The organism is Oceanospirillum maris DSM 6286 (assembly GCF_000422865.1).
Taxonomy (GTDB): domain Bacteria; phylum Pseudomonadota; class Gammaproteobacteria; order Pseudomonadales; family Halomonadaceae; genus Oceanospirillum; species Oceanospirillum maris.
This window is the reverse complement of the sequence record NZ_KE383936.1, coordinates 493,378-519,921: the sequence shown is the minus strand read 5'-3', so window position 1 is coordinate 519,921 and position 26,544 is coordinate 493,378. Positions and strand designations below refer to the sequence as shown.

The following is a 26,544-nucleotide window of genomic DNA, read 5'->3' as shown; positions in this document are numbered from 1 at the left end:
AGAGGCACTTCATTGATCAATTAAGCGTTAAAAGCATCAGAGACAAGCTGATTCTGCTGTTCAGCGTGTACCGAGGTATAACCACAAGCAGGTGCCGCAGAAGCCGCACGACCTGCAAATTGCAGCTCATAGCCAAAGCCTTTACGGTAGTTATTAAATACACCACGCATATGATGCTGACTGCTGTACCAAGCGCCTTGGTTCATTGGCTCATCCTGACACCAAACAACCGTTTCCAAAGCAGGATACTCCGCAGCAATCTCAGCCAAGGCTTCCTGTGGGAATGGATACAACTGCTCAATACGAATAATCGCTGTGTCACTACGCTCATTTTCACGGCGATAATTCGCCAGATCGTAGTAAACCTTACCACTGGTCAGAATCAGACGTTTCACCTGACTCTTATCGATGCTGCTATCAACTTCGTTAATAATGGTCTGGAAGCTACCATTAGCTAACTCTTCCAAAGAAGATGTTGCATCTTTGTGGCGCAGCAAACTCTTAGGTGTCATCACAATCAAGGGCTTACGCAGCGGACGAATGACTTGGCGGCGTAACATGTGATACACCTGAGCAGGGGTCGTTGGAACAACCACTTGAATATTTTGCTCAGCACAAGACTGCAAATAACGCTCAAGACGCGCAGAGGAGTGTTCAGGGCCTTGGCCCTCGTAGCCGTGTGGTAGCAACATCGTCAAACCACACAGACGTCCCCATTTATGCTCACCACTGGTGATAAACTGATCAATAACAACCTGTGCACCGTTAGCGAAATCACCAAACTGTGCTTCCCAAATAACGAGAGCATCGGGTTTTGTTGTGGCGTAACCATACTCAAACGCTAGAACAGCTTCTTCTGACAGATAAGAATCACGAATGGTCATGGTTGGCTGTGTCTCAGACAAGTTCTGAAGCGGCACATAAACCGCTCCGTCTGTCTGACTGTGGATCACAGCATGGCGGTGAGAGAAAGTACCACGACCAACATCTTGCCCTGTGATACGCACAGGATGATCTTGATCCAGAATAGTGGCATAAGCCAATACTTCTGCAAAACCCCAGTTTACAGGCATCGCGCCTGCAGCCATTTTACGACGGTCTTCGTAAATCTTGTTAACCTGTCGCTGAATCTTAATGCCGTCTGGAATATCACCCAGCTTGCTGGCCAAAGATTGCAGGTGTGTTAATTCGACCGTAGTATCTGCTTCAGAAGTCCACTCATGACCTAGGTAAGGAGTCCAATCAACAAATAGCTCTTTGTTAGGCTCTTTAACTAAACTCTTAGCAACGTGACGACCGTCAACTAAAGCTGAGCGGTACTCTTCCATTAAATCTTTGTCTTCAGCTTCAGTCAGAATACCTTCTGCAATCAACTTTTTCGCGTAAATCGTGCGTGTTGTTGGTTGCGCAGTAATCTTCTGATACATCAAAGGCTGAGTACCGGATGGCTCATCGGCTTCGTTGTGACCACGACGGCGATAACAAACCAGATCAATAACCACGTCACGTTTAAACTGTTGGCGATAATCTGCAGCAACTTGAGCCGCATGAATAACCGCTTCAGGATCATCACCATTAACGTGAATAATCGGAGCCTGTACCATTTTAGCAATATCAGTACAGTATTCAGTAGAACGAGTATCTTCCGGCTTACTAGTAGTAAAACCAACTTGGTTATTGATCACAAGGTGGATCGTGCCGCCGGTTTTATAAGCGCGAGTTTGAGACATCTGGAATGTCTCCATCACAACGCCTTGACCCGCAAATGCCGAATCACCATGAACAACCATTGGCATAACGGAATTGCCAGAGTCATCTTTACGACGATCTTGGCGAGCACGTACAGAGCCTTCAACCACAGGGGATACAATTTCTAAGTGGGAAGGGTTAAATGCTAAGGCTAAGTGAACTTCGCCGCCAGGAGTCATAACGTTAGATGAGAAACCTTGGTGGTATTTCACATCACCAGAACCATCATGCATGAGTTTTTTGCCTTCAAACTCTTCAAACAGTTCTGCCGGGTTTTTACCCAAAATATTAATCAGAAGGTTTAATCGACCTCGGTGAGCCATGCCGATAACAACTTCTTTAACCCCAAAAGAACCGGAACGCTGAATCAGTTCATCAACCATAGGGATAAAGGATTCACCGCCTTCCAGACCAAAACGCTTGGTACCTGGGTAGCGAGAGGCAAGGTAGCTCTCCATTCCTTCCGCAGCGGTTAACCGCTCATGGATATGCTTTTTCGCTTCAACTCCGAATGCAGGAGCAGAACGCACGCTTTCAAAACGCTGTTGTAACCAACGCTTCTCTTCTGTGTTCACGATATGCATGAACTCAGCGCCGGTGGTGGAGCAATAGGTTTTTTCTAGCGCTTCGATGATGTCACGCAGAGGTGCTTCATCTTTACCGATAAATAGTGAACCGGTTTGGAATACGGTATCAAGATCAGCAGCAGATAACTGATGGTACGCCAGTTCCATATCTGCAATAGGCTCTCGCTGAAGGAGATTCAGCGGGTCAATATTTGCCTTTTGATGGCCACGAAAACGATAAGCATTGATTAGCTGTAAAACACGAACTTGTTTCTTTTCGTGGTCAGTGCTTACGGAGCCAGCACTGGCGGGAGCAGCTTTATGCTTGTTCTTAGCAAGCAGATCAAAGTGTTCGCGGATGGGCGTAAGGGGGATATCATGAGAACCATTCCCTTCGGTTCTTGGAAGCTTGTCGAAGTAGTTCCTCCACTCTTCAGGAATTGCATTCGGATCAAGCAAATATTGCTCATAAAGCCCTTCAACGTAGGACACATTGCCCCCGTAGACGTGGGAAGAGCTCCACATCAAGTCCATTATGCCTTCTTGCATTCTTAGTCACCCTGCACGAGGAACTTGAAATCTACAATGACCACTGAGTCTGTTTTAGGTCAAAAAAAGGTAGTGTGCCTTACCTTTCTGTAGATTAGGGTCGAGCCCCATTCCCCAAGTCGTTTTACATTTGCTAAAACCGGTGCCTTTTGAGCACCGGCTTAGCGCCACAGGTGTCTACCTCATGGCAGACACAATAGCTTTATTATTGTATTAATGAGCTGCGGTTTGACTAGGTTGCTTCACGCAACAACATATCACGAATATGACCAATGGCTTTTGTTGGGTTCAAGCCTTTTGGACATACGCTAACGCAGTTCATAATACCTCGGCAGCGGAAAACGCTGAACGGATCGTCCAGTTCTGCTAATCGCTCACGAGTTTGTGTATCACGGCTGTCGATCAGGAAACGATAAGCTTGTAAAAGGCCAGATGGGCCAACAAATTTATCAGGGTTCCACCAGAACGACGGACAAGCCGTTGAACAGCATGCACAAAGGATACATTCGTACAGGCCATCAAGCTTATCACGATCCTCAGGTGCTTGCAGACGCTCAATAGCCGGAGCCGGAGTGTCATTCAACAAATAAGGTTTGATACGCTCATATTGCTTGTAGAACAAAGACATATCAACTACAAGATCGCGAATAACAGGTAGACCCGGTAGAGGACGAACGACTAGCTTACCACTTGTCACAACTTCTGACAGAGGGGTAACACAGGCAAGGCCATTTTTACCGTTCATGTTCATACCGTCGGAACCGCAAACACCCTCACGGCAAGAACGACGGTAAGCAAAAGTATTGTCCTGCTCTTTTACCAGATGCATCACATCCAATACCATCAGGTCAGCGCCTTTAGTATCGACGTTAAAGTCCTGCATATACGGAGCAGAATCTTTTTCCGGATTATAGCGATATACACTAACAACCAGCATTAGGCTAACTCCCGTAAATTAGTAAGTACGTACTTTAGGTTCAAACGTAGGTACAGTCTTAGGCGCAAAGTTTACGTCACGCTTACCTACTTGTTTGTCTGCCGGGAAGTACATTGAATGCTTCAGCCAGTTCTCGTCATCACGATCACGATAATCGTCACGAGCGTGAGCACCACGACTCTCTTTACGGAATTCTGCTGTAATAGCAGTAGCTTCAGCTACTTCTAGCAAGTTATCCAGTTCAAGAGCTTCAATACGTGCGGTATTGAACGTTTGAGACTTATCGTCCAGCTTAGCATTCTCTATACGTTTACGAAGAGAAGCTAGTTCTTGGATGCCCTTCTGCATAAACTCTTCTGTACGGAATACACCGAAGTAGTTCTGCATCGTCTGCTGTAACTCAGCGCGCAGATCAGCAACGCTTTCACCATCAGATGAGTTATTCCAACGATTCAGACGCGCCATAGCACGTTCGATATCTGCTTCATTCACATCCGAGTCAGTTAAACCTTCGCTTAATGCTTTCTCGATATGAATACCTGCCGCACGACCGAATACAACCAAATCAAGTAGCGAGTTGCCACCCAAGCGGTTTGCACCGTGAACGGATACGCAGGCTACTTCACCAACCGCGTACAAACCATTGATGATGTGATCGTTACCTTCTTTATCCAAAGTCAGCGCTTGACCATGAACATTTGTCGGCACACCACCCATCATGTAGTGACAGGTTGGAACAACCGGAACAAGCTCTTTAACAGGATCGGTATGAGCAAATGTTTTTGCTAGCTCACAAATACCCGGTAGACGTTTGTTAAGAACATCTTCACCTAGGTGATCCAGTTTCAGGAATACGTGATCACCTTTTTCGCCACAACCGCGGCCTTCAAGGATCTCCATAACCATAGAACGAGCCACAACGTCACGGCCTGCAAGGTCTTTCGCGTTAGGCGCATAGCGCTCCATGAAGCGTTCGCCATCTTTATTGACCAGATAGCCACCTTCACCACGACAACCTTCTGTAACCAGTACACCTGCACCGGCAATGCCTGTGGGGTGGAACTGCCACATTTCGATATCCTGTACAGGAATACCGGCACGAAGCGCCATACCGATACCGTCACCAGTATTGATCAAAGCATTCGTGGTTGAAGCATAGATGCGACCTGCGCCACCGGTAGCCAAAACCGTTGCAGCGGCTTTAACAAATACGGTTTCGCCTGTTTCGATACAAAGCGCGATAACACCACAGATGTCACCGGAGTCATTACGAACTAAGTCCACTGCATACCATTCGTTTAAGAATACAGTGTTATTTTTTAGGTTAGCCTGATACAAAGTGTGTAGCAGTGCATGACCTGTACGGTCAGCAGCAGCACAGGTACGCGCAGCCTGACCACCTTCACCAAAGTTCTTAGACTGACCACCAAAAGGACGTTGGTAGATACGGCCATTCTCAAACCGAGAAAAAGGTAAACCCATATGCTCTAGTTCGAATACCGCTTTTGGGCCTTCCATACACATGTATTCGATAGCGTCTTGGTCACCGATATAATCAGAGCCTTTAACCGTATCGTACATGTGCCAGCGCCAATCATCATTTGGATCCGCACTTGCGATAGCACAGGTAATACCACCCTGAGCAGATACCGTATGAGAACGCGTTGGAAAAACTTTTGTGATCAGTGCCGTTTTTTTGCCAGACTGTGACAGCTGAAGTGCTGCACGCATACCGGCACCACCACCACCAACGATGATGGCATCAAAACTCAAAGTACGTAGATTTGCAGTCATTCCTTACGCTCCCCAAAGAACTTGAACACCCCATACCACATAGGTAAAGAGGGCTAGGTTACATACTGCCTGGAAGACAAAACGGATCCCCGTTGGCTTGATATAGTCAGTAGAAATTGTCCACAGACCGATCCAGGCATGGGCAGCAATTGAAAGGATGCTCAGGAACGTAAAGATACGCACCCAGGTTTGATCAAAGAAAGCAGACCATTGAGCATAATCAAGGTCAGAAGTTGTTAGAAAGTAACCAACCATAAAAGCGCTATACAGAGCGAGAACAACCGCGCTAAAACGCTGCAACACCCAGTCAGAAAGACCGCTACGACCGAAATTCGTTACGTTGGTTACCATACCCACACCCCTGCCAGTACAATAAGAATTACAGAAATCACCAGCGTCAGTTGAGCGCCTTGACGGCCACCTTCCAGTGTCTCACCAATGCCTACATCCATAAGTAGATGTTTAACACCTGCGACAACATGGTATGCCAGTGCGGAAAGAAGTCCCCAGAGTACAAACTTGGCGAATGCACCCTCCTGCAAAGTTACTTTAACTGCATTGAAACTAGCTTCAGATTCTAGTGAAGAATCGAAAGCCCAAAACAGAAACGCTAGACCAACAAACAGAATAACGCCTGTGATACGATGCAAAATCGAAGTATAAGCAGGGAGCGGGAGCTTAATAGTTGCTAGATCTAAGTTTACAGGTCTTTTGCTATTCACGGCTCTTACACACTCTCAATGCCCTTTCATAGGGCTTATGGTTTCTAGTGGCTGCATCCTTATATAGAAGTAAGGTGCAAGTAAAACTTGCCTTTATTACGTATCTATATGAGGCTGCACCACCGCCAATCGTGCGGCAAGAATTATAGTGACTCGCTATTATGATTACAATAAAACCAAAGGCATAGCTGAGGTATAATTCCCTATATTGCCCATACACGTGATTTGGCTCGATTTTAACAAGCCTTATCTGCATTACTGCTACCTTTTTAGGTAATTGACAATCTGGTTTATCCTTCTATATTTGTGCAGTCCGCGATTTTGGGCATGGCAAGTATGAATTAACAATTAAAAAAGGAGGCCTCAATGGCTGACAAGAAAGCGATCCTGACGGTACCAGGGCTTGACGAACCAATTGAACTGCCGATTTACAGCGGAACCGTTGGCCCTGACGTTATCGACGTACGCGGCTTGACCTCCAAGGGAATGTTCACTTACGACCCCGGCTTTGTCTCCACCGCATCTTGCGAATCATCTATTACTTACATCGATGGCGCACAAGGCGTATTGCTACACCGTGGCTACCCGATCGACCAGCTAGCAAAGCAGTCTGACTTTATAGAACTGTGCTACCTGCTACTAAACGGCGAGCTACCAAGCCAGGAAGAGAAAGCTAAATTTGAATCAACCATCACCTACCACACCATGGTACATGAACAGCTGATTCATTTTTTCAAAGGCTTCCGCCGTGACGCACACCCTATGGCGATTTTATGCGGTGTTGTTGGTGCGCTATCAGCGTTCTACCATGACTCACTGGATATCAGTAACCCCCGTGACCGTGAAGTATCAGCATTCCGCTTGATTGCAAAAATGCCGACGATTTCAGCAATGTGCTACAAATACTCAACGGGTCAACCCTTTGTTTACCCTCGCAACGATCTAAACTATGCAGAAAATTTCCTGTATATGATGTTTAGCACGCCTTGCGAAGAGTACGTACCCAACCCTGTTCTTGCTAAAGCTATGGATCGCATTTTCATGCTACATGCGGATCATGAACAAAACGCTTCAACCTCCACTGTCCGTCTAACAGGTTCTACTGGCGCCAACCCTTTTGCCTGTATCGCAGCAGGTATTGCAGCGCTATGGGGGCCATCCCACGGCGGTGCAAATGAAGCCGTATTGGAAATGCTGGACGAAATCGGTGAAGACTCCGAAGAAAACATTCAGCACTTCATCTCCAAAGCAAAAGATAAAGATGACCCATTCCGTCTAATGGGCTTTGGTCACCGCGTCTACCGTAACTTTGACCCTCGCGCTAAAGTTATGAAAGAAACCTGCGATGAAGTTCTGAAAGAGCTAGGCCTAGAAAACGACCCTCAGCTACACATTGCTAAGCGTCTAGAAGAGATTGCATTGGAAGATGAGTACTTTATCGAACGCAAACTTTATCCGAATGTAGACTTCTATTCAGGTATTATCCTGAAAGCCCTAGGCATCCCAACCAATATGTTCACAGTGATCTTTGCACTATCTCGAACGGTTGGCTGGATCTCTCATTGGAAAGAAATGGTTAGTGGTGACAATAAAATTGGTCGCCCTCGCCAACTGTACAAAGGTTCCGATATGCGCGATTATCCAACAAAGTAATCTCAATACGGCATCAAAAAAAGGGCTGCATTGCAGCCCTTTTTTTATGTTAGAGCAGTCCTTTTTATCTCTAGGAGAGCAAAAACATGGCACTAAATCTCGCATTCATCGGCCTCGGCGTTATGGGCTCCCCTATGGCAGGCCATCTTGCCAAGGCGGGCTATAGCGTTACTGTTTTCAACCGAACCACAGAAAAAGCAAAACAATGGGCAGCCAGCCACGGCGGACTTATCGGCGAAACCCCTGCAGAGGCCGCCAAAAATGCCGATATCGTGTTTTGCTGTGTCGGTAATGATGATGATGTGCGTAGCGTCACAACCGGTGAAAACGGCGTTATTAGCGCCATGAAAGCTGGCAGCATCTTAGTTGATCACACCACCGCCTCCGCAGAATTAGCAACAGAATTAGACACAGCCTGTCGCGCAGCAGGTCTACACTTTATCGACGCACCGGTATCCGGCGGACAACAGGGCGCAGAAAACGGCAAGCTCACAATTATGTGTGGCGGAGAAGAAGAAATATTTAATCAATGCCAACCCATTATGGAAACATATGCTCAAGCAGTAACCCTTATGGGAGACGCAGGAGCCGGTCAATTAACCAAAATGGTCAACCAAATCTGTATCGCAGGCCTAGTACAAGGCTTATCTGAAGGGCTTTATTTCGCCGAAAAAGCTGGCCTAGATCAAAAGAAAGTCATTGAGGTTATTTCAAAAGGCGCTGCTGGTTCTTGGCAAATGGTCAATCGTCATAAGACAATGGTCGAAGATGAGTACAATCATGGCTTTGCTGTCGACTGGATGCGCAAAGACCTTGACATCTGTCTAAGCCAAGGACGTAAAATTAAGGCTAAACTACCGGTCACGGCCTTAGTTGACCAATTTTACGGTGAAGTCCAAGCAATGGGCGGCAACCGCTGGGACACCTCAAGCCTGCTAAAAAGACTTAAAGCAACGGATTAAATACCTTTTAAAATCTCCTGAGTTACAATTTGAAGTTTACAATTCAGGCATTTGATTTTATAAGATGTTTTCGCTTTTAATACTCAAAATCTCTTTAAGCAAAAGCACCGCGACAACAGGGCTATTTTGTAAAAAAAATATAAGTTGCCGCAGGAAATATTAAGCACATCTCAATTCCAGATAAGGTAACGCGTAAGTTGACTATTGACTTAGAGCGTGAGGCTTAGCAGAGATAGATACCGCGCCACCACAAAAACAAAGAGGATTTGGTACCTTGGCAGCCGAGAACCCTACAGAACAACAGGACAATCAATCTGAGCCACAAGGCCAGTTATTGACCAAACCTGAAAGCATCTACGGGCTTCTCAACCGCCTAAAGGATCACCACACTCCTCTTAAATTGCACTTCAATACCGTTGAAGGCGCTTATTCGTCCATTATCTTGAAAGTGGACCTGAAGGGTCGCAATTTCATTATTGACCAAGTCACCCCTGACAAGGGTGATCGCATTATGGAAAAAAGCGGTCCGTTTATGTTCGAGGCCTTCTACGACGGCTGCCGCATTACCTCATCAACACTCAGGGCAATAGGCAAAGGTCGGCAGAGAGGCTTGGCGATTTATAAAATCCCCTTTCCCGATGAGCTGGATTATTTTCAACGCCGCCAATTCTATCGCGCCCAGATTAGACGCGGCGTTATTATTGACGCCATTTTAGAATCAAAAGATTTCCAAAAACCTATTGTGAGCGAGCTCAAAGATATTTCAGCCCAAGGCTGTCAAATTGAGCTGGATGGTGACTATAGAGAAACCTTAGGGAATCAGGTCGTTCTTGATAGCTGCTCAATCACTTTCCCTAATCAACTGTCCATAAGCACCCCGATACAAGTTCGGCATGTGGGCTACGATGAAAAAAAGAATCGATCCAGTTGCGGCTGTCTCTTTATTGAACTTCCCCCAATGGAGGAGCGCAAGGTTTCTTACGCTGTTGCTGAAATCCAGCGTGAAGTTGCTAGACGATCCAGCGATGGTAGCTCACGCTACACCTCTCCTCTGTACGAAGAAAAACCTTTGGATGAAGTCGAAGGCAGCACCAACGTCGCCACAAGCGAAACTGATGCCCCTCGCAAGAAAAAAACGAGCATTCGATCCGACAAAGAAAGCGGGACAGGAAAAGAAGCCAGTAAAGGGAAAGACGCTCAAACCAGCGATGCCGATCAAACCCCTGAAGTAGAAAGCGACTCAATGCAATCCAGCATTAACGAGTTCAAGCAACAAAAAGAGAAAGCCAAGCTGCAAGAGCTCTTCAAAGAGTTCCGCATCTACCACTCCAATGCTATTGCTAGCGTTAAGGGGTTACTGGCTCAGCTTAAGCAAAAGCAGACACTAAAACTTGAACCGGCCTACGATATATCTCAACAACTTGCCAGTGCTCTAGAACAAAATGCCGATGTATTACTAGCCCTAACAACGCTAAGGGACGCCCAAGACTATATACCCCAACATTCTGTCAGCTTTGGCATTCACTTAGCACATTTTGCTAAGAGCATGGGGTACACAGGTAATATTGCCGATCTCATTTATGCTGGCTTACTACACGATATTGGCAAAACAACCTTGCCAAGCATGATTATGTTTAAGCCTGATAGGCTTAACAAACAAGAACTTAGCACCATGCAGCGCCATGTTCTTGCTACCCATAAGGCACTCACAGGGGCATCAAACACCCTACCCAAGGAAGTACTGGCCATTGTACTCGGTAACACCGAGCGCCTTGATGGCTCGGGTTACCCAAGACAATTAAAGTCCGATAAAATTTCAGGACTGGCCCGTATGGCCGCTATTGTTGACGCCTACGATGCGATGACAACGGATCGCAACTACGCCAAAGGCATGTTGCCAGCCTTAGCGTTTAAGACATTAATGAATAGCGATAAGCAGTTCGATCGCATTATGGTACAGCGCTTTATTAAGTGCATCGGCTTAATGCCTGTGGGTTCTTTTGTTCGCCTATCCAGCAACAAGCTTGCTTTTGTTCTCACCCTTGACCCTAAAACATCAAAGCCTGGCTTGATCCGCATTATCTACGATGCCGAAAAGAAACAGCTAATCACCCCTGTCGATTATGATATGGCCGACCCTGCCTCTAGCGCTAGCATCGGCACGATTATTCGCCCAGAAGACCCTAGCAAATACTTTGTAAACCGTTTATTGATGATGGATTAATCGAGCGAAGCAGGTCTGACAAGCCTGCTTGTTAGCAGACAAGAAAACCGAATAGGAATAAAAGAAAGAAGCATAGAGCGGGAAGAATTCAAATTTCAGGCATAAAAAAACCGCAATTAAGCGGTATATTTTATATATTTCAATTTAAGCTAAAAAGAAATATGGCGTCCCATAGGGGGTTCGAACCCCTGTTACCGCCGTGAAAGGGCGGTGTCCTAGGCCACTAGACGAATGGGACACACGGTGTTTTCAACCTAAGAGTTAAAATAGATTAAAAACAATACTTGAAATTGGTGGAGCCTAGCGGGATCGAACCGCTGACCTCAACACTGCCAGTGTTGCGCTCTCCCAGCTGAGCTAAGGCCCCTCTCAAGTACGGGAGAAATAATATAGTTTCACCCCGTACAGGTCAACATTTTTTTCAAAAAAATTATTTTTAATAGAAAAAACAATTCAAGTGAAATCAACTGGTTAGCCCTACATTATGACTAACCGTTATTCAATGCTGCAAATTCTTTTTCTAACTTTTTAGTTTGTTTCTTAGAAACACCACCTAAAACCTCAACCGCATGGCGTAAACGAGCACGGGTCATATCAGGCCCGATAATAGCCATAGAGTCCAAAACAGAAGAGGAAGTTGCAGAGCCAGCAATAGCCACAAAAATAGGCTGAAGGAACTCTTTGATCTTCACTTCAAAGTACTCTGATAACATCTTCACATCAGCAAAGATATTATCTTTATTCCACTCACGTAGCGCTTCCATCTGCCAAAGTGTAAATTGCAGTTGTTTTACAACGGACTCTTTCTCTGTCTTGATGTGCGCAAAACTGTCTTCACTAATCTCAGGCATACCCGAGAAGAAGAAGCCTGCCAATGGCGCAATATCACTAAAGGTTTCTACGCGGCCTTTGATTTGAGGAATAATCTGACTGACATATTCAGGATTAAACGCCCATTTCATCACTTCCTGCATAAACTGCTGATCATCTAACGTTTCGCGGATATACAAACCGTTCAACCAAGATAGTTTTTCAACATCAAAAACAGGCCCGCCCAGAGACACGCGCTGAATATCAAAGTTTTCGATCATCTCATCCAGACTAAAGCGTTCACGCTCATCCGGCATCGACCAGCCCATACGCCCCAGATAATTCACTACCGCTTCAGGTAAGAAGCCCATGCGGCGATAGAAATTGATCGACGTTGGGTTTTTACGCTTAGACAGCTTAGATTTATCCGCATTACGCAGCAACGGAAAATGGCATAGTGTCGGCATTTCCCAACCGAAATATTCGTACAGTAGCTTGTGCTTAGGCGCAGAGTTAATCCACTCTTCCCCACGCAACACATGGGTGATCTTCATGAGATGATCATCCACGATATTGGCAAGGTGATAGGTTGGCATACCATCTGCTTTTAGCAGAATCTGACAGTCGATCTGCCCCCAGTCAATCTCGATGGTGCCACGTAGCATATCTTCAACTTGGCAGACACCTTCCTCTGGAACACACATACGGATCACATACGGCGCACCTGCAGCTTCGCGAGTAGAGACTTCTTCCGCCGGCAGCGCTAAATCACTTTGCTTTAAAGCTGTGTGCTTGCCTTCCGCCTTACGACTTTCACGCAGATCATTCAGCTCTTCACTGGTGCGATAGCAACGGAACGCCTTACCCTCTTTTTCTAGCTGATAAGCGTAATCCGCATAGATATCTTTGCGCTCACTTTGACGATACGGGCCATACTCGCCACCAACATCTGGCCCCTCATCCCAGTTCAGACCTAACCATCGCAGGGAGTCAAAAATCATCTGCTCTGATTCAGCACTGCTACGGGTCTGGTCGGTATCTTCGATACGCAGAATAAACTTACCGCCATGCTTACGGGCAAATGCCAGATTAAACAATGCAATATAAGCGGTACCAACGTGGGGGTCACCAGTTGGTGAAGGTGCAATACGGGTGCGAACAGTCATGGTATTCCGTTCAATCCTGTGATGATGAATGAGAGAAGTGTTATTAACCGCGATTATAGTCCAGAGGCTGTCAGACCAACAGCCCCAGAGCTTGCGAATAACGCATAGGAGGATAAAACTTTACGTTTACTTCTCTCGCTAACGGTATCAAAGACGGCGGTGCAGCCAAGCCGGTAGCTGCCGACGCACTTCCTCAATACGATGGACATTAAGCGTTGCGCTAATAACACCTTCACCCTGTTCCTGTACAGCCAAAACCTCCCCCCAAGGATCAACAGCCATGGTATGCCCCCACGTCTGCCGGCCACTTTCGTGCTCACCACCTTGAGCCGGAGCTAATAGATAACACTGGTTTTCTACGGCTCGGGCTTTAAGCAGCAACTCCCAATGAGCACGCCCCGTTGGCACCGTAAAAGCCGAGGGTACAATCAACAGATCCACATTATCTAATGCACGAAATAACTCAGGAAAACGCAGGTCATAGCAGATAGCCAACCCTACACGCCCCCACGGGGTATCAAAGCAAACCGGCTGTAGGCCCGCTTCAATACTGGAAGATTCATTGTAGGATTCTTCACCCTGTTGAAAGCTAAACAGGTGAATCTTATCATAACGAGCCATGCACTCTCCGGCAGGATCAAATACCAGCGTGGTGTTTGTCACATGATCAACCTGCTTACTCTTTAGCGGAATAGATCCCGCCACAAGCCAAATATTCAAACGTTTAGCAAGAGCCGATAAATGCTGTTGAATAGGGCCATGACCATAATCTTCAGCGATACTAAACTTAACCGTTTCATCATGATGCAGTAAGGGAAAATACTCCGGTAGCGCAACAAGCTGAGCACCTTGACCTGCCGCCTGCTCAACCCAGTAAGTGGCTCTTTTCAGGTTTTGCTCGGTATCTTCACCTGAAACCATTTGCACCGCTGCAACTTTAAAATCTACCAGCATCTTCTTCACCTGTTATTAAACGTTAATCATGACATCCGTCATTAAATCGTACCGAACGGTTAAGAGCGAAACATCCTGCCGCCGTTCAGCCGTTCACTTCATGTAGCCATTCAAACAAATAACCACCCTTCCAAATAAGTTGCAGTATAACAACGGCATTGCCCCTCGGCACAGAAGAGTAACTTGCGTACAATAAGGGCTTCTTAACGCTTTGCCTTACAGATAATTGGGCAATCACAGGGCAACCGCATTCCAACGGCTGATCTTAAAAAACGGTACTTCGATAGATGTGGACAACACCTTGATCAAGCAAAACATTAAGAACAGCCTCTCTATCTGTTTTAACCGGCGTATGTTGACAACGTTTGTGATGGGTTTTTCAAGCGGAATGCCGTTACTACTCACCATCTCGGTATTACAAATTTGGATGCGTGAAGAGGGTGTCGATCTATCCACCATCGGTTTAATGGCCTTAGTGGGTCTACCCTATACCCTAAAATTTATCTGGGCACCTATTCTTGATCGCTTCACCTTGCCATTTTTAGGTAGAAGACGAGGCTGGCTGGTTCTTATACAGCTTTTATTGGCCTTAGCTATCGCCAGTCTTGGCTTATCTAATCCCGTAGAATCACCGTGGACCATCGCATTTTTGGCTTTATTAGTAACTTTCTTCAGCGCCAGCCAAGATATTGTTATTGATGCTTATCGGCGAGAGCATCTGTCCGAAAATGAACTTGGCATGGGTTCCAGTCTTTATGTTTACGGCTACCGCACAGGGATGCTACTTGCCTCTGGTGGCGGTCTAATACTGGCCGACAGCTTAGGTTTCGCCACAGTGTATATGCTTATGGGGCTCTGCATGAGCATCGGTATTATCACCACACTGATGTCCCCTGAACCCACGGTTACCGCCAAGCCGCCCTCCAGTTTAAAGGCCGCGGTTGTTGAGCCTTTCAAAGAATATTTTACACGGGATAGCGCTTGGACAATCCTGTTGTTTATTCTGCTCTACAAACTAGGTGACACCCTTGCCAGCGCCATGACCAGCCCTTTCTATGTTGATCTCGGCTTTAGTAGCACTGAAATTGGTGTCACGGTAAAATTCTTTGGGTTTTGGGCGACATTGATCGGGGCTTTCTTAGGCGGCGCACTCATCATCAAGCTCGGCATCTATCGAGCATTATGGTTATTCGGCCTATTACAAATGGCAAGCACGGCAGGCTTTGCCGTATTAGCACAAACAGGTTACAACATGAACCTGCTCGCCGCAGTAATCGGTTTTGAGAACCTAACCGCAGGCATGGGAACCGCTGCTTATATGGCGTTTATGGCTGCACTGACCGATAAAAGGTTCACCGCCACTCAATATGCGTTACTGACCAGCTTAATGGGCGTACCACGCACATTAATATCAGCGCCGAGTGGTTATTTGGCTGAAATAATGGGCTGGACAGAGTTCTTTATTCTTTGCACCTTAATTGCATTACCGGGGCTTTGGCTATTACGTCACTTTTCAAGCTGGCACAGTCAAACGGATCAATCAGCCCAGCCCTCCCATCAGGCCAAATGATTAAACCAGCGAAAAGATAAGCAAGCAAACCAGCTCAGCGACACAGGCTAAATAACATATAGGTCGCTTTAACCTAGATCATAAAGAATGGTAAACCATGAAAAAAGATATTCAGTATGCGATCGACTATGCATTAAAAACGTGCCAAGAATCAGGTGTTCGCTTAACACCAAAACGAGAAAAGGTTTTACGCGTATTATTAGAAGCAGAGAACCCATTATCAGCTTACGATGTGGTGGAACAGTTTCGCCAAAAATATACGGAAAATCTTCCTGCGATGAGCGCTTACCGTATTTTAACCTTCTTACTGGACAATGGTTTTGTACACAAACTGGAAACAACCAATCAGTTTCTAACCTGTCACCATATGTGCTGTAGTCATCCCCATCAGCCACCACAGTTTCTAATTTGTGACCATTGCAATGCGGTAAAAGAACTCAGTATCAGCCAGGACACCTTAAACGAACTAAACAGAGGTATTGAAGAGGCGGGCTTCACTCTAGTGCGTAAACAGCTTGAACTGCATGGTCTATGCGAGCACTGCTTACACACCAGAGATGATAAGGCTTGATATCTTTTATTTAATCAGCAAATGCGATATCCCGAAGAAAAAGCGCAATCTGGGGGAACATAACCAATAAAGCCGCAGCGAATAACAGCATGATAATAAAAGGCCCTGTACCTCGCACCACTTCCCAATAAGGTTTTTTGAAAATCGCAATAGCAGTAAAAATATCACAACCAAAGGGCGGCGTAGCGGAGCCAATCGCCACCTGCAAAGTAATAATAATACCAACGTGAACCGGATCTAAACCTGTCGCCTCAATTGCAGGGGCAAAAATAGGGGTTAGAACCAAGATAACCACGATAGGATCAACAAACATACAGGCAATAAAAAAGGCAACGGAGATCGCAACCAGCACACCCATTGGCCCCATATCATTAATACCGACAACCTCAAGAATAGCCTGTGGTATTTGAGCAAAAGAGATAATCCACGAAAATCCATTCCCAACGCCCACTAAGATAAACACCACCGCCGTAATCAAGCCTGTAGACTTAGCAATAATATAAATATCTCGACTGCTAAGAGAGCCGAATACACCAAACTCCAGAATAACCGCATATAGCACACAGATTGCCGCAGCTTCCGTTGGGCTAAAAACACCGCCATAAATACCGCCAACAATGATCACAGGGAACATCAAAGGCCAAATAGCTTTACGGGTGGCGGTTAAGCGCTCACCCCACGAGGCTTTTTCCTCTGTGGGCACGTTATTCACAGTGGCATAAATTAAACAGTAAATAGAGAACAAGAACAGAATTAAAAACCCCGGCCCAATACCTGCGATAAACAGTTCTGCAATAGAGGTTTCCGAGATCACGCCATAAATAATCATGCCGATACTCGGTGGAATCAAAAAGGCGATATCACTAGCATTGATAATCAAGGCCAGAGAAAAAGAATCCGAGTAGCCTGCTTTTAGTAGCTTAGGACGTAATGCAGAGCCAACAGCGACAACCGTTGCTTGAGTGGACCCTGATACCGCACCAAATAACGTACAGGAAGTGGCCGTACTAATGGCCAATCCCCCGCGAATATGGCCAATAAAAGTCATCACCATATTAATTAAGCGATTAGCCGACTGGCCACGGGTCATAATATCCGCCGCTAAAATAAACATCGGCACAGCAATCAAAGATGCAGGACGAATACCGCCCAGTACCTGCTGAATAAACGTATCCATTTGCCCAATACCGCCAAACATCATGTAAAAGCCCGCTAGGGCGGCGGTAATCAACGGAATCATCATCGGAAAACCGAGCAACAGCAGCACGATCATGATTAGCATTAAGGTGGTAGCCATGGTCAATCCTTAAGCATTACCTGTTAAGTATTAGAGTGTTAGGTTAAATATTAGAGCATAAGAGGGTTTAGTCTTTATCTGCCATGGCGATTAAACGTCAACCTTGTCATCGGGCTTATCATCAACGTAGCCGTCCAGTATACCCGCTGAAAGATAGATATCGTTGCTGGTTAGATTTCTAATAACGGTTAGAAAATACTGTACCCCTGTCACCGCAAAACCCAAGGGAACCCAGACATAGATACTCCAGATAGGAAAGCCCAGCGCCGGCAAAATACGCCCCCGGGAATAGACGTCTATGACATACTCGCAGGAAAGCCAAGTAAGAAAAAACATAATGCCAGAGGTGAACAGAGCAATAAAAATCATCACCCATTTACGTATTTTATGGGGCAGAGCATCATAGATCGCAGACATGCGAATATGCCGCCCTTGCCGTGCGGCAAAGCCAATACCGGCAAAGGTGATTAAGATAATAAGGATACGATTGATCTCACCGGAAAAAAACAAGCCCTGCCCAAAACCAAAACGAGCAATAACATTTACACAGGTGTTAAGCGCCATAAGCAGTACGCCTGCCGCCAGCATAAAGGCTTCAATTTTACTGATAAGCATATCAAACTGACCAAGAATTCCGGGCAGCTCTGATTGGTAGGATAGGTCTTCAGAGTCGGTCATGGTTTTGAGTTCATCGTCGGCTAATACGTGCCGTTAATCTGAAGCAAGATGGCTTGTACAGGTCAATTAAAACCCGCCAAGCCACCCTACCGTAGGCTTTGCGCCAATCACTAACGGTTGCGTTAAGATCTATTTAAACTTAAGGGGCAATCGCGTTAAGGTCTGCTTTAAACTGCTGTAGCAACGCTTTACCGCTATCACCGGCTAGTTCATAAAAGGTTTCTTCAACCTGGGGCGCTCGAGCTTTAAACTTCTCAATCTGACGCTCATTAAGGCGAGTCACCGTAACCTTGTCGCTACTTTTCACAATTTTATCCAGCGCACGCTCTGCCAAACCATCAATATGCTCAACAGTTTGATTGAAGGCATACTCAGATGCTTTACGCACCATATTTTGATCTTTGACGGATAGGCCATCAAAGAACTCTTTATTTGCCATTGATGCGGTTGTAAACCAACCATGTCCTGTAAAAATCAGGTTAGGGGATACTTCGTACAAACCGCCAGATTCGATCCAGAAAATAGGGTTTTCTTGGCCTTGAATCATATTTGTTTGCAGCGCACCGTAAACTTCACCCCAAGGTAAAGGCGTTGGCGTTGCTCCAAAGGCTTCATAAGTAGAAGACAATAATGGGTTCGTCATCACACGAATTTTTTTACCTTTAAAATCCTGAGGATTAGTCACCGGCTCATCAGCGGTCACAACCATTTCGCCTTCAGGGTACATTTTTAGTAGCTCTAGGCCTTTATCGGCATACAGCTTGGTAAAGTCTTCGTTGATCGCCTTACTTTCACGGAAAAATTGCACCACGGTTTTCATATCCGTTGGCAATAGGTAAGGAATAAAGAAAATCTGTGCTTCAGGAATCAAAGATCCGGTAAAACCCGGAGACTGGTTAACAAACTGCAAAATACCAGCCTGAGTTTGCTCCATAATATCGTCAGACTCGCCCAACTCACCAAAGCGATAGATCTTCAGTGTATGTTCTGAGTTCTCTTCAATATATTCTTTGAACTTATAGGCGTAGACATCTTGTACATCGCCTTTGTACTCTTCATGGGCATAGCGCCATGTATCGGCTTGAACCATACCTGCTGCCGTTGCAAGCGTGGCGGCTACGCAAGAAATACCTGCGATTTTCTTTAATTGACTGGTTACTGACATCATGTCACTCCATCTTCCGACACTGCCTAAACAGGGCAGTAAAATTGACCTAAACACGAATCGAGTTCTAACGATATTATTCGTATTCAGCAGACTGAACAGGTAAAACCTGCAGGCAAGAACCGAATGCCTTACCTTGATTTAAACGAGATTATAGACAATCCTTTTTTTAACTTAGCTAAAGAACAAACAAAGCGTCAAGGTGACATTTTTCGGTCAAAAAATAGAATATCTGCGATTTATAGGCAAAATACTGAAAGTAAACAGAAGAGGTTCGTGTAAATCCATTAGGCCAAAGGCCAGAGCAGTGGCGGGATATAAGCGGATATAGTGCTGATTTATACGGACGATTAGCCCGCTGTAACAACGGGCTAATTATGTGCTATAGAGAAGGAAAATTAGTTAGAACAATAATTAATCACTTGCCTAATCTAACGGAAAATCCAAACTTTTCGAGCTGATCGCCAAGTTTCTTCTGACTGGTTTTAAGCTGTACTTTTAGGGTATTAAACTCACGTCGCACTGGATAAGTCCGGCGCAACTCATCAAATGCTTCGCCGAAAGATGAGCCTTTCTTTGATACACTTTTCTTATTCACTTTAGCAAATGCTCTGCGCATGGCCATATCGTCATTACGGACATCATAGCAAGCTCGAATCGCAGTTAATGTTGATAGCCATCGATGTGCTCGGCTAGAGAACGACAGCTTGCGCAACGGAGGCTCAGGAATTAACTGACCTAGCTTCTTACGTGCAGGTAAACCAAAATACTGACATACGGCTAAGTAAACCATCTCAGTACCGCCTAATTTGCCGTCTAAGCTGTAGCCCGCAATATGGGGTGTACCGATATCAACAAGTTCTAATAGCTCATAGTCGATATTGGGCTCAGATTCCCAAACATCGAGCACAGTAACCAGATCATTTTTTTCCTGTAAACGGCACTTTAAAGCCTCTGTATCAATCGCAGCACCACGACCACTGTTAATCAATACGGTATCAGGCTTAAGAGCCTTAATGCGGCGCTCGTTCAGCAGGTGCAACGTTGGCCAGTCACCCTCTGTAATTAAAGGCGTATGCATACTAACAATATCAGATTGTGCTAGCAGTTCATCAAGATCAATAAACCCTTTATCACCTTCAGCGATAGCTCTAGGGGGGTCATTAATCAGCACACGAATACCAATCTCTTCCAGTCGCATCTGCAAACGTCTGCCGACATTACCCGCACCAATAATACCAACGGTTTTCTCTTTCAGAATAAAGTCTTCTTGATCTGACAGAAGTGACAGTACGCTCAGCACATATTCAACAACAGAGTTGGCATTACAGCCCGGTGCATTAGCAAAGCCGATCTTGTTAGCTTCAAGGTAACCCTGATCAATATGATCACAACCGATGGTGGCCGTGGCCACAAAACGAACGCGCGTCCCAGCCAATAATTTCTTATTAACTTGCGTGATAGAGCGCACCAGCAGCACATCAGCCTTTTGAATCTGCTCTCGGGTCATAGAGCGTCCGGGCAATGTTTCAATCGTGCCCAACTCGGAGAAAAACTCCTGAACAAGGGGAATATTCTCATCGGCAATAATGTGCATCTGTTTTCCTCAACTATTAACCCACTTATAACGAACCTAAGGCATTGTTATATCAGCCTAAAGCACTTTTGATATCAACACTTTACAAATGCGAGTGATTCAGGCTCAATTCCCTGCAACAGGTATTTATGCGCCGTTAGTAATCTCGTATTCGTGTTATCTGTTAATATTCCTAACCGCTATTATCCTGCCATTTAAAGAGGCAGGTTTTCGCTTTACAGGGACTACTGTGCAAATTAAAAAAACCAATCACAGTGGTTGAGAATCATATCAGTCCGTAGGAGTTGCACAAGTGATTGTTCGCTGGCAAAACGAACATGATTACTGTCTGGTTCATATCCATCAGGATATGTTCGGCGACTGGCTGCTTACAAAAGCCTGGGGACAGATAGGTACTCAATTTGGCGGGTTAACCCATTCCTTAATGGAGTCTTACGATGAAGCGGTCACGCTGATGGAAAGCATCGGTACGGTTCAAGAAAGCCGAGGCATGAAGCGCGTCTTACAGCTAAATGATACCGAAGAAGCCGCCGACCTCTTCTCTGACTTAATGAAAGCAGGCGAGCTGCCCACAAGCTAGCCCGCCGCTATCTTTTATTACCGTCTATTTTACTGCGTCCTATTTATTGATAGCCTTAAATACTTGGCTCAAGCATTAGATAGTGCTTCACTGCGCCTGCATCAAATGGCCATCCTAGATCCTCATCTTTACCAGACAGCCGGATCACAGGAATACGAATACCGTACTTTGCCACCAAGGCTTCCTGCTCGCTAATTTCGACCAGTTCTAATGTAATACCCGCCTCATCCTTAATAAACGCTACTTCCGTCAATATCGGCTGCACTATCGCTAAAGCCTGCTCACACAGGTGACAACCTAAAGTCGTATAAAGATAGAGCGTCTTACTCATACAAGCGTTCCTTTTAGAAAAACATCAGAATAAAAAATTGGAATAAAAAAAGGCCCCGAACCAGTCGGGGCACTTCAGATTTTATTTTAGAATTGTTATTCAAAACCGTCGATGATTAGTCGAAATAACGAATCTCAAAACAATGGTGAATCTTAGGATTACGAACGAAGTCCACAGGGATGGTGTCTTTCGAGATATTCTGCACATCAAACTGCTCAAGGATCGACTCATCCATTTTAAAGCTGCGTAGATTATTCGAGAAAATCAAAGCACCACCCGGAGCCAAAACGCGCATCGCATTGCGAATCATACGGGCATGATCCTGCTGTACATCCAAGACATCTTTCATTCGTTTAGAATTAGAGAACGTTGGTGGGTCCAGAAAAATCAGATCAAACAGGCGCATATTCTCCTGCAGCCATTGCTTACAGTCTGCCTGAATAAACTCATGCTCTTCGCCATAAAACCCGTTCAAGCGCATATTTTTCTTACCCCATTCAAGGTAAGTGTTTGATAGGTCTATACTCACCGTGCTACGGGCACCGCCTACGGCGGCATGTACCGTTGCGGTGGCGGTATAGCAGAACAGGTTTAAGATGCGCAGATCCTTTGCCTGCTCGCCCAGATAAGTACGTATAGGTCGATGATCCAAGAACAGCCCCGTATCAAGATAATCGTCTAAGTTAACCAACAACTTACACGGCCCTTCGGTTACGGTCATCATCTCGCGTTTTTTATCCATCTTTTCATACTGATCACGCCCTGTCTGACGCTTACGCTGCTTCAGGTGAATATGAGATGGACTGATACCAAAAACCGCAGGCAAAACCTGAATAACATCCATCAAACGACGCTCAGCTTTCGCCGTTTCAATGGTTTTAGGTGGCGCGTATTCCTGTACATGCAGATGGTCACCATAAACATCCACGGCTACAGCATATTCAGGAATATCAGAATCATAGGCACGATAGCATTGAACACCGCCCTTTTTCAGCCATTTTTTCAGCTGTTTAAGGTTTTTACGCACGCGATTGGCGAACATCGTTGCGCCTTCACTCCAACCTGATTCATCTAAAATCAGCTCTTGAGTGGTTTGCGTTGGTTTATCAGGGCGAGCCTGTTGCGTTGCCGCATCAGCGATGCCAAATAAAAGCAGCTTACACGGCAAGGCACCATTAAACATGTTGTACTGCTTATGGCTACGAAGCCCTAGCTTATGGCACAGATCACTATTGCCAGTAAAGACCGATACCTGCCATCCAGGGAAGGATTCTTTTAGACGATCCCCTAGCTGACGATAGAGATGAATCAGTGATGGCATATCACTAATGCGCTCACCATAGGGCGGGTTAGTCGCCACAAGCCCCGGCTCTAGATTACCGGCATGGGTCGGCTGTACAAAGTAAGCCAGCTCTTTTTTACCCACGTGTACGGTATTGTCTAAGCCTGCACGACGGATATTTTTCTGGGCCGCATCTAAGGCTTTATTGCTAACATCATAGCCATAAATCAGACCTTTCCAACGATTACGTCCTAGCGATGCACGAGCTTCCGCTTCATGTTCAACCTCACGCCAAAGATCAAAATCATGCTGCTTCCAAGTAAAGAAACCAAAGTGGCTACGGTTTAAACCTGGCGCTTGATCCATTGCCATTAAAGCACCTTCAATCAGCAAGGTGCCGGAACCACACATAGGATCAATAAGCGGTTTACCCTCTTTTGCCAATTCAGGCCAGCCACTGCGAATTAAAATAGCCGCAGCAAGGTTCTCTTTCAAGGGCGCTAAACCGCCATCTAGACGATAGCCACGCTGGTGTAAGCTACTACCAGAAAGATCCAAACTAAGAACCACTTCACCACGGTTAAGACGCGCATTAACCCGCATAGATGGCCGCTCTTTATCCACAGAGTGACGAAAATCGGTCTTGTCTTTAAGCTGATCAACAATCGCATCTTTTACCTTTTGTGCCGCAAAGTGCGTATTGCGAATTTCGCGGTTTGTACCGGTAAAATCAACCGATAGCGTCCCCCTGTCCAGCATATGTTCCTGCCAATTAACCCACTGCACCGTATCATACATTTCTTCCGCAGTTTCAGCAGGGCCAGTATACAGGCGTAGCAAAACACGGTTAGCAAGACGGGACCATAGGCACAAGCGATAAGCACCTTCCAGTGTGGCTTGGCATTCAACGCCAGCCACTCTTTCCCTTACGTTCTCTGCACCCAGATCAGCACATTCTTGTGCTAACAGGCCTTCAAGGCTTTTCGGACAGGTTAAAAAAAGATCTAGTAAAGCCATTATTTCCCAGCCAAATCAACAGGCTAACGGTATTAGCGTGTTTGGTTATTCCTGTCCCGTCTAAACAGAGGCAGGATTATGAAAAAAAGGTGTTCGACAAAGTGTGACAATTCCACTACAAATGAATTGCTGCCGCTTAACTTGAACGAACATAAACATCATTGAACACAGCCCTTAGGCCTGTTATGTTGAATTCTAGCGGTTAAGCCAAACATTGTTAGTAAAGTTTAAAGCACAACTCAGTAAAGTTTCAAAAAACGGTAAAGCTTAACTAAAAAGTAGTGATATTTAACAACGGAACTCTGATGCTCAACCGAGGTCACTTAGAGTACGATAACGGAAAATAACCAAAAGAGTAGGCAACATTTTAATTAGCTTTATTAATTTAGCTTTAAAGGCTGCTTGCTTTTCCAACATCAGACCGGAGGTTAAAGAAACTTGATGTCTCAGATCATCCAAGGTCTAGCTAAGAAGACCTAACAACCGGCAATTATTGATTGCCATAGGACTTTTACATTCAGGGAGCGTTTGTTATTCACCGATTGCGATACGGTACATTAAGCGGCATAAGCCAAGAGGCATCCACTTAATGATATAACAAACTCCACAGATAGCTACGAGGCGTTACTCATTATGAAAAGACAAAAAAGAGACCCTGGTCAACGAGCTTTTTTACGTGGTTACCAAGCGGGCGTATCTGGAAAATCTCGTGATTTATGCCCCAACAATAACATTGATACCCGTCAGTACTGGATGAGCGGATGGCGAGAAGGCCGCGCTGATTCTTGGTCGGGTATGACAGGTGTCTCCGGAATCCATAAGAATCCGACCGTTCTGCCTTAGAGTGTCGCGGCTGTATTCAGCTGGATCCAACAGAACAAATCACCTTGTGATACGATTTTAAACTAAGGCTCGCTATTGCGAGCCTTTTTACATCCTTTACATAAACCACTATTTTTTCAAGGCCTGTAAAGCTGCTACAGCTTCTGCCGCTTCTTTCACCAATTTTGGCCCTTGATAGATAAAACCGGTATAAACCTGTACCAAACTAGCGCCAGCTTCAATTTTCTCACAGGCCGCTTCAGCACAATCGATACCACCAACACCAATAATCGGCAGCTCACCCTCTAAGGTTTCCGCCAACACGCGAATCACATGAGTTGACTTATCCCGTACCGGACGACCGCTTAAGCCACCGGCTTCATCGGCGTTATCTAAGCCTAATACCACATCACGATCCAAGGTGGTATTCGTAGCAATAACCCCATCCATCTTTTGGTTGCGAATATTATTCGCCACCAAACGAATTTCATCATCGGTCATATCTGGCGCAATCTTAACGGCAATCGGCACATAACGCTGATACTGCTCGGCAAGGCGCGACTGCTCTTCTTTTAAGGCGCGCAGTAAAGCCTCAAGACTTTCACCAAACTGCAAAGATCGTAGCCCTGGTGTATTAGGCGAAGAAATATTCACCGTGATGTAATCTGCATGGGCATACACTTCCTTCAGGCAGTACAGGTAATCTTTCTCAGCATCTTCTACCGATGTCGTCAGATTCTTACCGATATTGATCCCAACAATACCCTGAAAATGACGCTGTTTTACCTGCTCGACTAGATGGTGTACACCTTTATTATTAAACCCCATACGATTGATGATGGCGTCTTTTTCAGGAATACGAAATAAGCGGGGCTTAGCATTACCCGGTTGAGGCTTCGGCGTAACCGTGCCCACCTCTACAAAACCAAAACCCAGCGTACCTAACGCATCAAGATAGTCAGCATTCTTATCAAGCCCAGCAGCCATACCCACCGCATTTGGAAATGTAATTCCCATCACGTTTACCGGTGCATCAACCGGCTTCGCCACAAATGGAGACAGCAGACCTAAGCGATTGGCTGCATTCAGGCCATCCAAAGCCAGTTCATGGGCCGTTTCACCGGAAAAACGGAACAGAATATTGCGCGCAAAACCGTACATGATAGGACTCCTGAAGGCGATAGATCAAAGCAGAGGGAAAACGGCAGGATTATACGCTGACAGCGCCGTAAAAGCATTAACGGGTAAAAGGTCTAGCAAAGAGTCGAGCAAAAATATAGCGGGCAAACACTTCGCAGAGAGATAAAAAAAGGCAGCCTTTTCAGGCCACCCTTTCTATATTCTGGAATTTATTACCGGGACCAAACCTAACCCGAAACACCCCTTGTATCCCCTGAGGGGTAACAAACGGGCGAAAAACGGAGGCGGGTAGTTGCACCCGCCTGCCTAAGGTATCGTAGGTAATGACCCGTGAAACACTGCCACGGTAATACTCCAGATATTTGTCAGCACTTAAGCTTAAAGAAACAATAACCTCTGCCATAGAGG

General features: G+C 45.7%; 22 protein-coding genes and 2 tRNA genes. 7 read left to right on the top strand and 17 right to left on the bottom strand.

Annotation, left to right across the window (positions count from 1 at the left end; all coding sequences use genetic code 11):
* Positions 1-20: 20 nt before the first annotated feature.
* The 5 genes from G517_RS0114415 to sdhC all read right to left on the bottom strand — a co-directional run bounded on the left by G517_RS0114415 (position 21) and on the right by sdhC (position 6,317).
* Entirely contained in the window at positions 21-2,864 is a 2,844-nt protein-coding gene (locus G517_RS0114415) for a 2-oxoglutarate dehydrogenase E1 component (RefSeq protein ID WP_028304995.1), read from the bottom strand.
* Positions 2,865-3,096: 232 nt separating this feature from the next.
* Positions 3,097-3,798, bottom strand: a complete 702-nt coding sequence (locus G517_RS0114410; protein WP_281167530.1) for a succinate dehydrogenase iron-sulfur subunit — start codon at positions 3,796-3,798, stop codon at positions 3,097-3,099.
* 21 nt (positions 3,799-3,819) lie between these two features.
* A complete protein-coding gene (sdhA, locus tag G517_RS0114405; protein WP_028304993.1) occupies positions 3,820-5,595 on the bottom strand; it encodes a succinate dehydrogenase flavoprotein subunit in 1,776 nt (591 codons plus the stop codon).
* Between the two features lie 3 nt (positions 5,596-5,598).
* Positions 5,599-5,946 (bottom strand): succinate dehydrogenase, hydrophobic membrane anchor protein, encoded by a 348-nt coding sequence (sdhD, locus tag G517_RS0114400; RefSeq protein WP_028304992.1) that lies wholly within the window; start codon positions 5,944-5,946, stop codon positions 5,599-5,601.
* Positions 5,940-6,317 (bottom strand): succinate dehydrogenase, cytochrome b556 subunit, encoded by a 378-nt coding sequence (sdhC, locus tag G517_RS0114395; RefSeq protein WP_028304991.1) that lies wholly within the window; start codon positions 6,315-6,317, stop codon positions 5,940-5,942. Before sdhC ends, sdhD begins: the two co-directional genes overlap by 7 nt.
* A 366-nt stretch (positions 6,318-6,683) precedes the next feature.
* Here sdhC and gltA point away from each other — a divergent pair, with 366 nt between their 5' ends.
* The 3 genes from gltA (at position 6,684) to G517_RS0114375 (ending at position 11,156) form a co-directional block, all read left to right on the top strand.
* Positions 6,684-7,970, top strand: a complete 1,287-nt coding sequence (gene gltA / locus G517_RS0114385) for a citrate synthase (RefSeq protein WP_028304989.1) — start codon at positions 6,684-6,686, stop codon at positions 7,968-7,970.
* An 86-nt stretch (positions 7,971-8,056) separates the two neighbouring features.
* The gene (locus G517_RS0114380; RefSeq protein ID WP_028304988.1) at positions 8,057-8,932 is read left to right on the top strand and encodes an NAD(P)-dependent oxidoreductase; all 876 of its coding nucleotides are present in this window, start codon (positions 8,057-8,059) and stop codon (positions 8,930-8,932) included.
* A gap of 274 nt (positions 8,933-9,206) precedes the next feature.
* A complete protein-coding gene (locus tag G517_RS0114375) occupies positions 9,207-11,156 on the top strand; it encodes an HD domain-containing phosphohydrolase (protein ID WP_028304987.1) in 1,950 nt (649 codons plus the stop codon).
* A gap of 162 nt (positions 11,157-11,318) precedes the next feature.
* On the opposite strand, the gene G517_RS0114370 is transcribed toward G517_RS0114375, so the two are convergent.
* The 4 genes from G517_RS0114370 to G517_RS0114355 form a co-directional block, all read right to left on the bottom strand.
* A tRNA-Glu gene (locus tag G517_RS0114370) sits at positions 11,319-11,394 on the bottom strand.
* Between the two features lie 53 nt (positions 11,395-11,447).
* Positions 11,448-11,523: transfer RNA gene (locus G517_RS0114365), tRNA-Ala, on the bottom strand.
* A 121-nt stretch (positions 11,524-11,644) separates the two neighbouring features.
* On the bottom strand, positions 11,645-13,132 hold the full coding sequence (gene gltX, locus G517_RS0114360) for a glutamate--tRNA ligase (protein ID WP_028304986.1): 1,488 nt from the start codon (positions 13,130-13,132) through the stop codon (positions 11,645-11,647).
* Positions 13,133-13,279: 147 nt separating this feature from the next.
* Positions 13,280-14,086: a carbon-nitrogen hydrolase family protein gene (locus G517_RS0114355; protein WP_036591536.1), complete on the bottom strand. Its 807-nt coding sequence runs from the start codon at positions 14,084-14,086 to the stop codon at positions 13,280-13,282.
* Positions 14,087-14,387: 301 nt separating this feature from the next.
* Here G517_RS0114355 and G517_RS19370 point away from each other — a divergent pair, with 301 nt between their 5' ends.
* Together G517_RS19370 and G517_RS0114345 are read left to right on the top strand one after the other, a co-directional pair.
* Positions 14,388-15,656: an AmpG family muropeptide MFS transporter gene (locus G517_RS19370; protein ID WP_051206450.1), complete on the top strand. Its 1,269-nt coding sequence runs from the start codon at positions 14,388-14,390 to the stop codon at positions 15,654-15,656.
* A gap of 97 nt (positions 15,657-15,753) precedes the next feature.
* Positions 15,754-16,227, top strand: a complete 474-nt coding sequence (locus G517_RS0114345; RefSeq protein WP_028304984.1) for a Fur family transcriptional regulator — start codon at positions 15,754-15,756, stop codon at positions 16,225-16,227.
* Between the two features lie 10 nt (positions 16,228-16,237).
* On the opposite strand, the gene G517_RS0114340 is transcribed toward G517_RS0114345, so the two are convergent.
* The 4 genes from G517_RS0114340 to pdxB all read right to left on the bottom strand — a co-directional run bounded on the left by G517_RS0114340 (position 16,238) and on the right by pdxB (position 20,964).
* A complete protein-coding gene (locus G517_RS0114340) occupies positions 16,238-17,524 on the bottom strand; it encodes a TRAP transporter large permease (RefSeq protein ID WP_028304983.1) in 1,287 nt (428 codons plus the stop codon).
* A gap of 90 nt (positions 17,525-17,614) precedes the next feature.
* Positions 17,615-18,202: a TRAP transporter small permease gene (locus G517_RS0114335; protein WP_028304982.1), complete on the bottom strand. Its 588-nt coding sequence runs from the start codon at positions 18,200-18,202 to the stop codon at positions 17,615-17,617.
* 139 nt (positions 18,203-18,341) lie between these two features.
* Complete coding sequence (locus G517_RS0114330; protein WP_425413777.1) at positions 18,342-19,370, bottom strand: TRAP transporter substrate-binding protein; 1,029 nt, start codon at positions 19,368-19,370, stop codon at positions 18,342-18,344.
* Between the two features lie 415 nt (positions 19,371-19,785).
* Entirely contained in the window at positions 19,786-20,964 is a 1,179-nt protein-coding gene (gene pdxB / locus G517_RS0114320; RefSeq protein WP_028304980.1) for a 4-phosphoerythronate dehydrogenase PdxB, read from the bottom strand.
* Positions 20,965-21,256: 292 nt separating this feature from the next.
* Between pdxB and G517_RS19365 the strand changes: the two genes are divergently transcribed.
* Complete coding sequence (locus G517_RS19365) at positions 21,257-21,544, top strand: WGR domain-containing protein (RefSeq protein WP_051206428.1); 288 nt, start codon at positions 21,257-21,259, stop codon at positions 21,542-21,544.
* A gap of 55 nt (positions 21,545-21,599) precedes the next feature.
* On the opposite strand, the gene G517_RS0114310 is transcribed toward G517_RS19365, so the two are convergent.
* Positions 21,600-21,875 carry a glutaredoxin family protein gene (locus tag G517_RS0114310; protein ID WP_028304979.1) on the bottom strand — a complete coding sequence of 92 codons (276 nt, stop codon included), beginning with the start codon at positions 21,873-21,875 and terminating at the stop codon, positions 21,600-21,602.
* Positions 21,876-21,990: 115 nt separating this feature from the next.
* Positions 21,991-24,174, bottom strand: a complete 2,184-nt coding sequence (rlmKL, locus tag G517_RS0114305; protein WP_028304978.1) for a bifunctional 23S rRNA (guanine(2069)-N(7))-methyltransferase RlmK/23S rRNA (guanine(2445)-N(2))-methyltransferase RlmL — start codon at positions 24,172-24,174, stop codon at positions 21,991-21,993.
* Between the two features lie 633 nt (positions 24,175-24,807).
* Between rlmKL and rmf the strand changes: the two genes are divergently transcribed.
* Positions 24,808-25,017, top strand: a complete 210-nt coding sequence (gene rmf, locus G517_RS0114300) for a ribosome modulation factor (protein ID WP_028304977.1) — start codon at positions 24,808-24,810, stop codon at positions 25,015-25,017.
* A gap of 108 nt (positions 25,018-25,125) precedes the next feature.
* On the opposite strand, the gene G517_RS0114295 is transcribed toward rmf, so the two are convergent.
* Together G517_RS0114295 and G517_RS21405 are read right to left on the bottom strand one after the other, a co-directional pair.
* The gene (locus G517_RS0114295) at positions 25,126-26,157 is read right to left on the bottom strand and encodes a quinone-dependent dihydroorotate dehydrogenase (RefSeq protein ID WP_028304976.1); all 1,032 of its coding nucleotides are present in this window, start codon (positions 26,155-26,157) and stop codon (positions 25,126-25,128) included.
* A gap of 160 nt (positions 26,158-26,317) precedes the next feature.
* Positions 26,318-26,539 carry a DUF2835 domain-containing protein gene (locus G517_RS21405; RefSeq protein WP_084632273.1) on the bottom strand — a complete coding sequence of 74 codons (222 nt, stop codon included), beginning with the start codon at positions 26,537-26,539 and terminating at the stop codon, positions 26,318-26,320.
* Between the last annotated feature and the right edge of the window lie 5 nt (positions 26,540-26,544).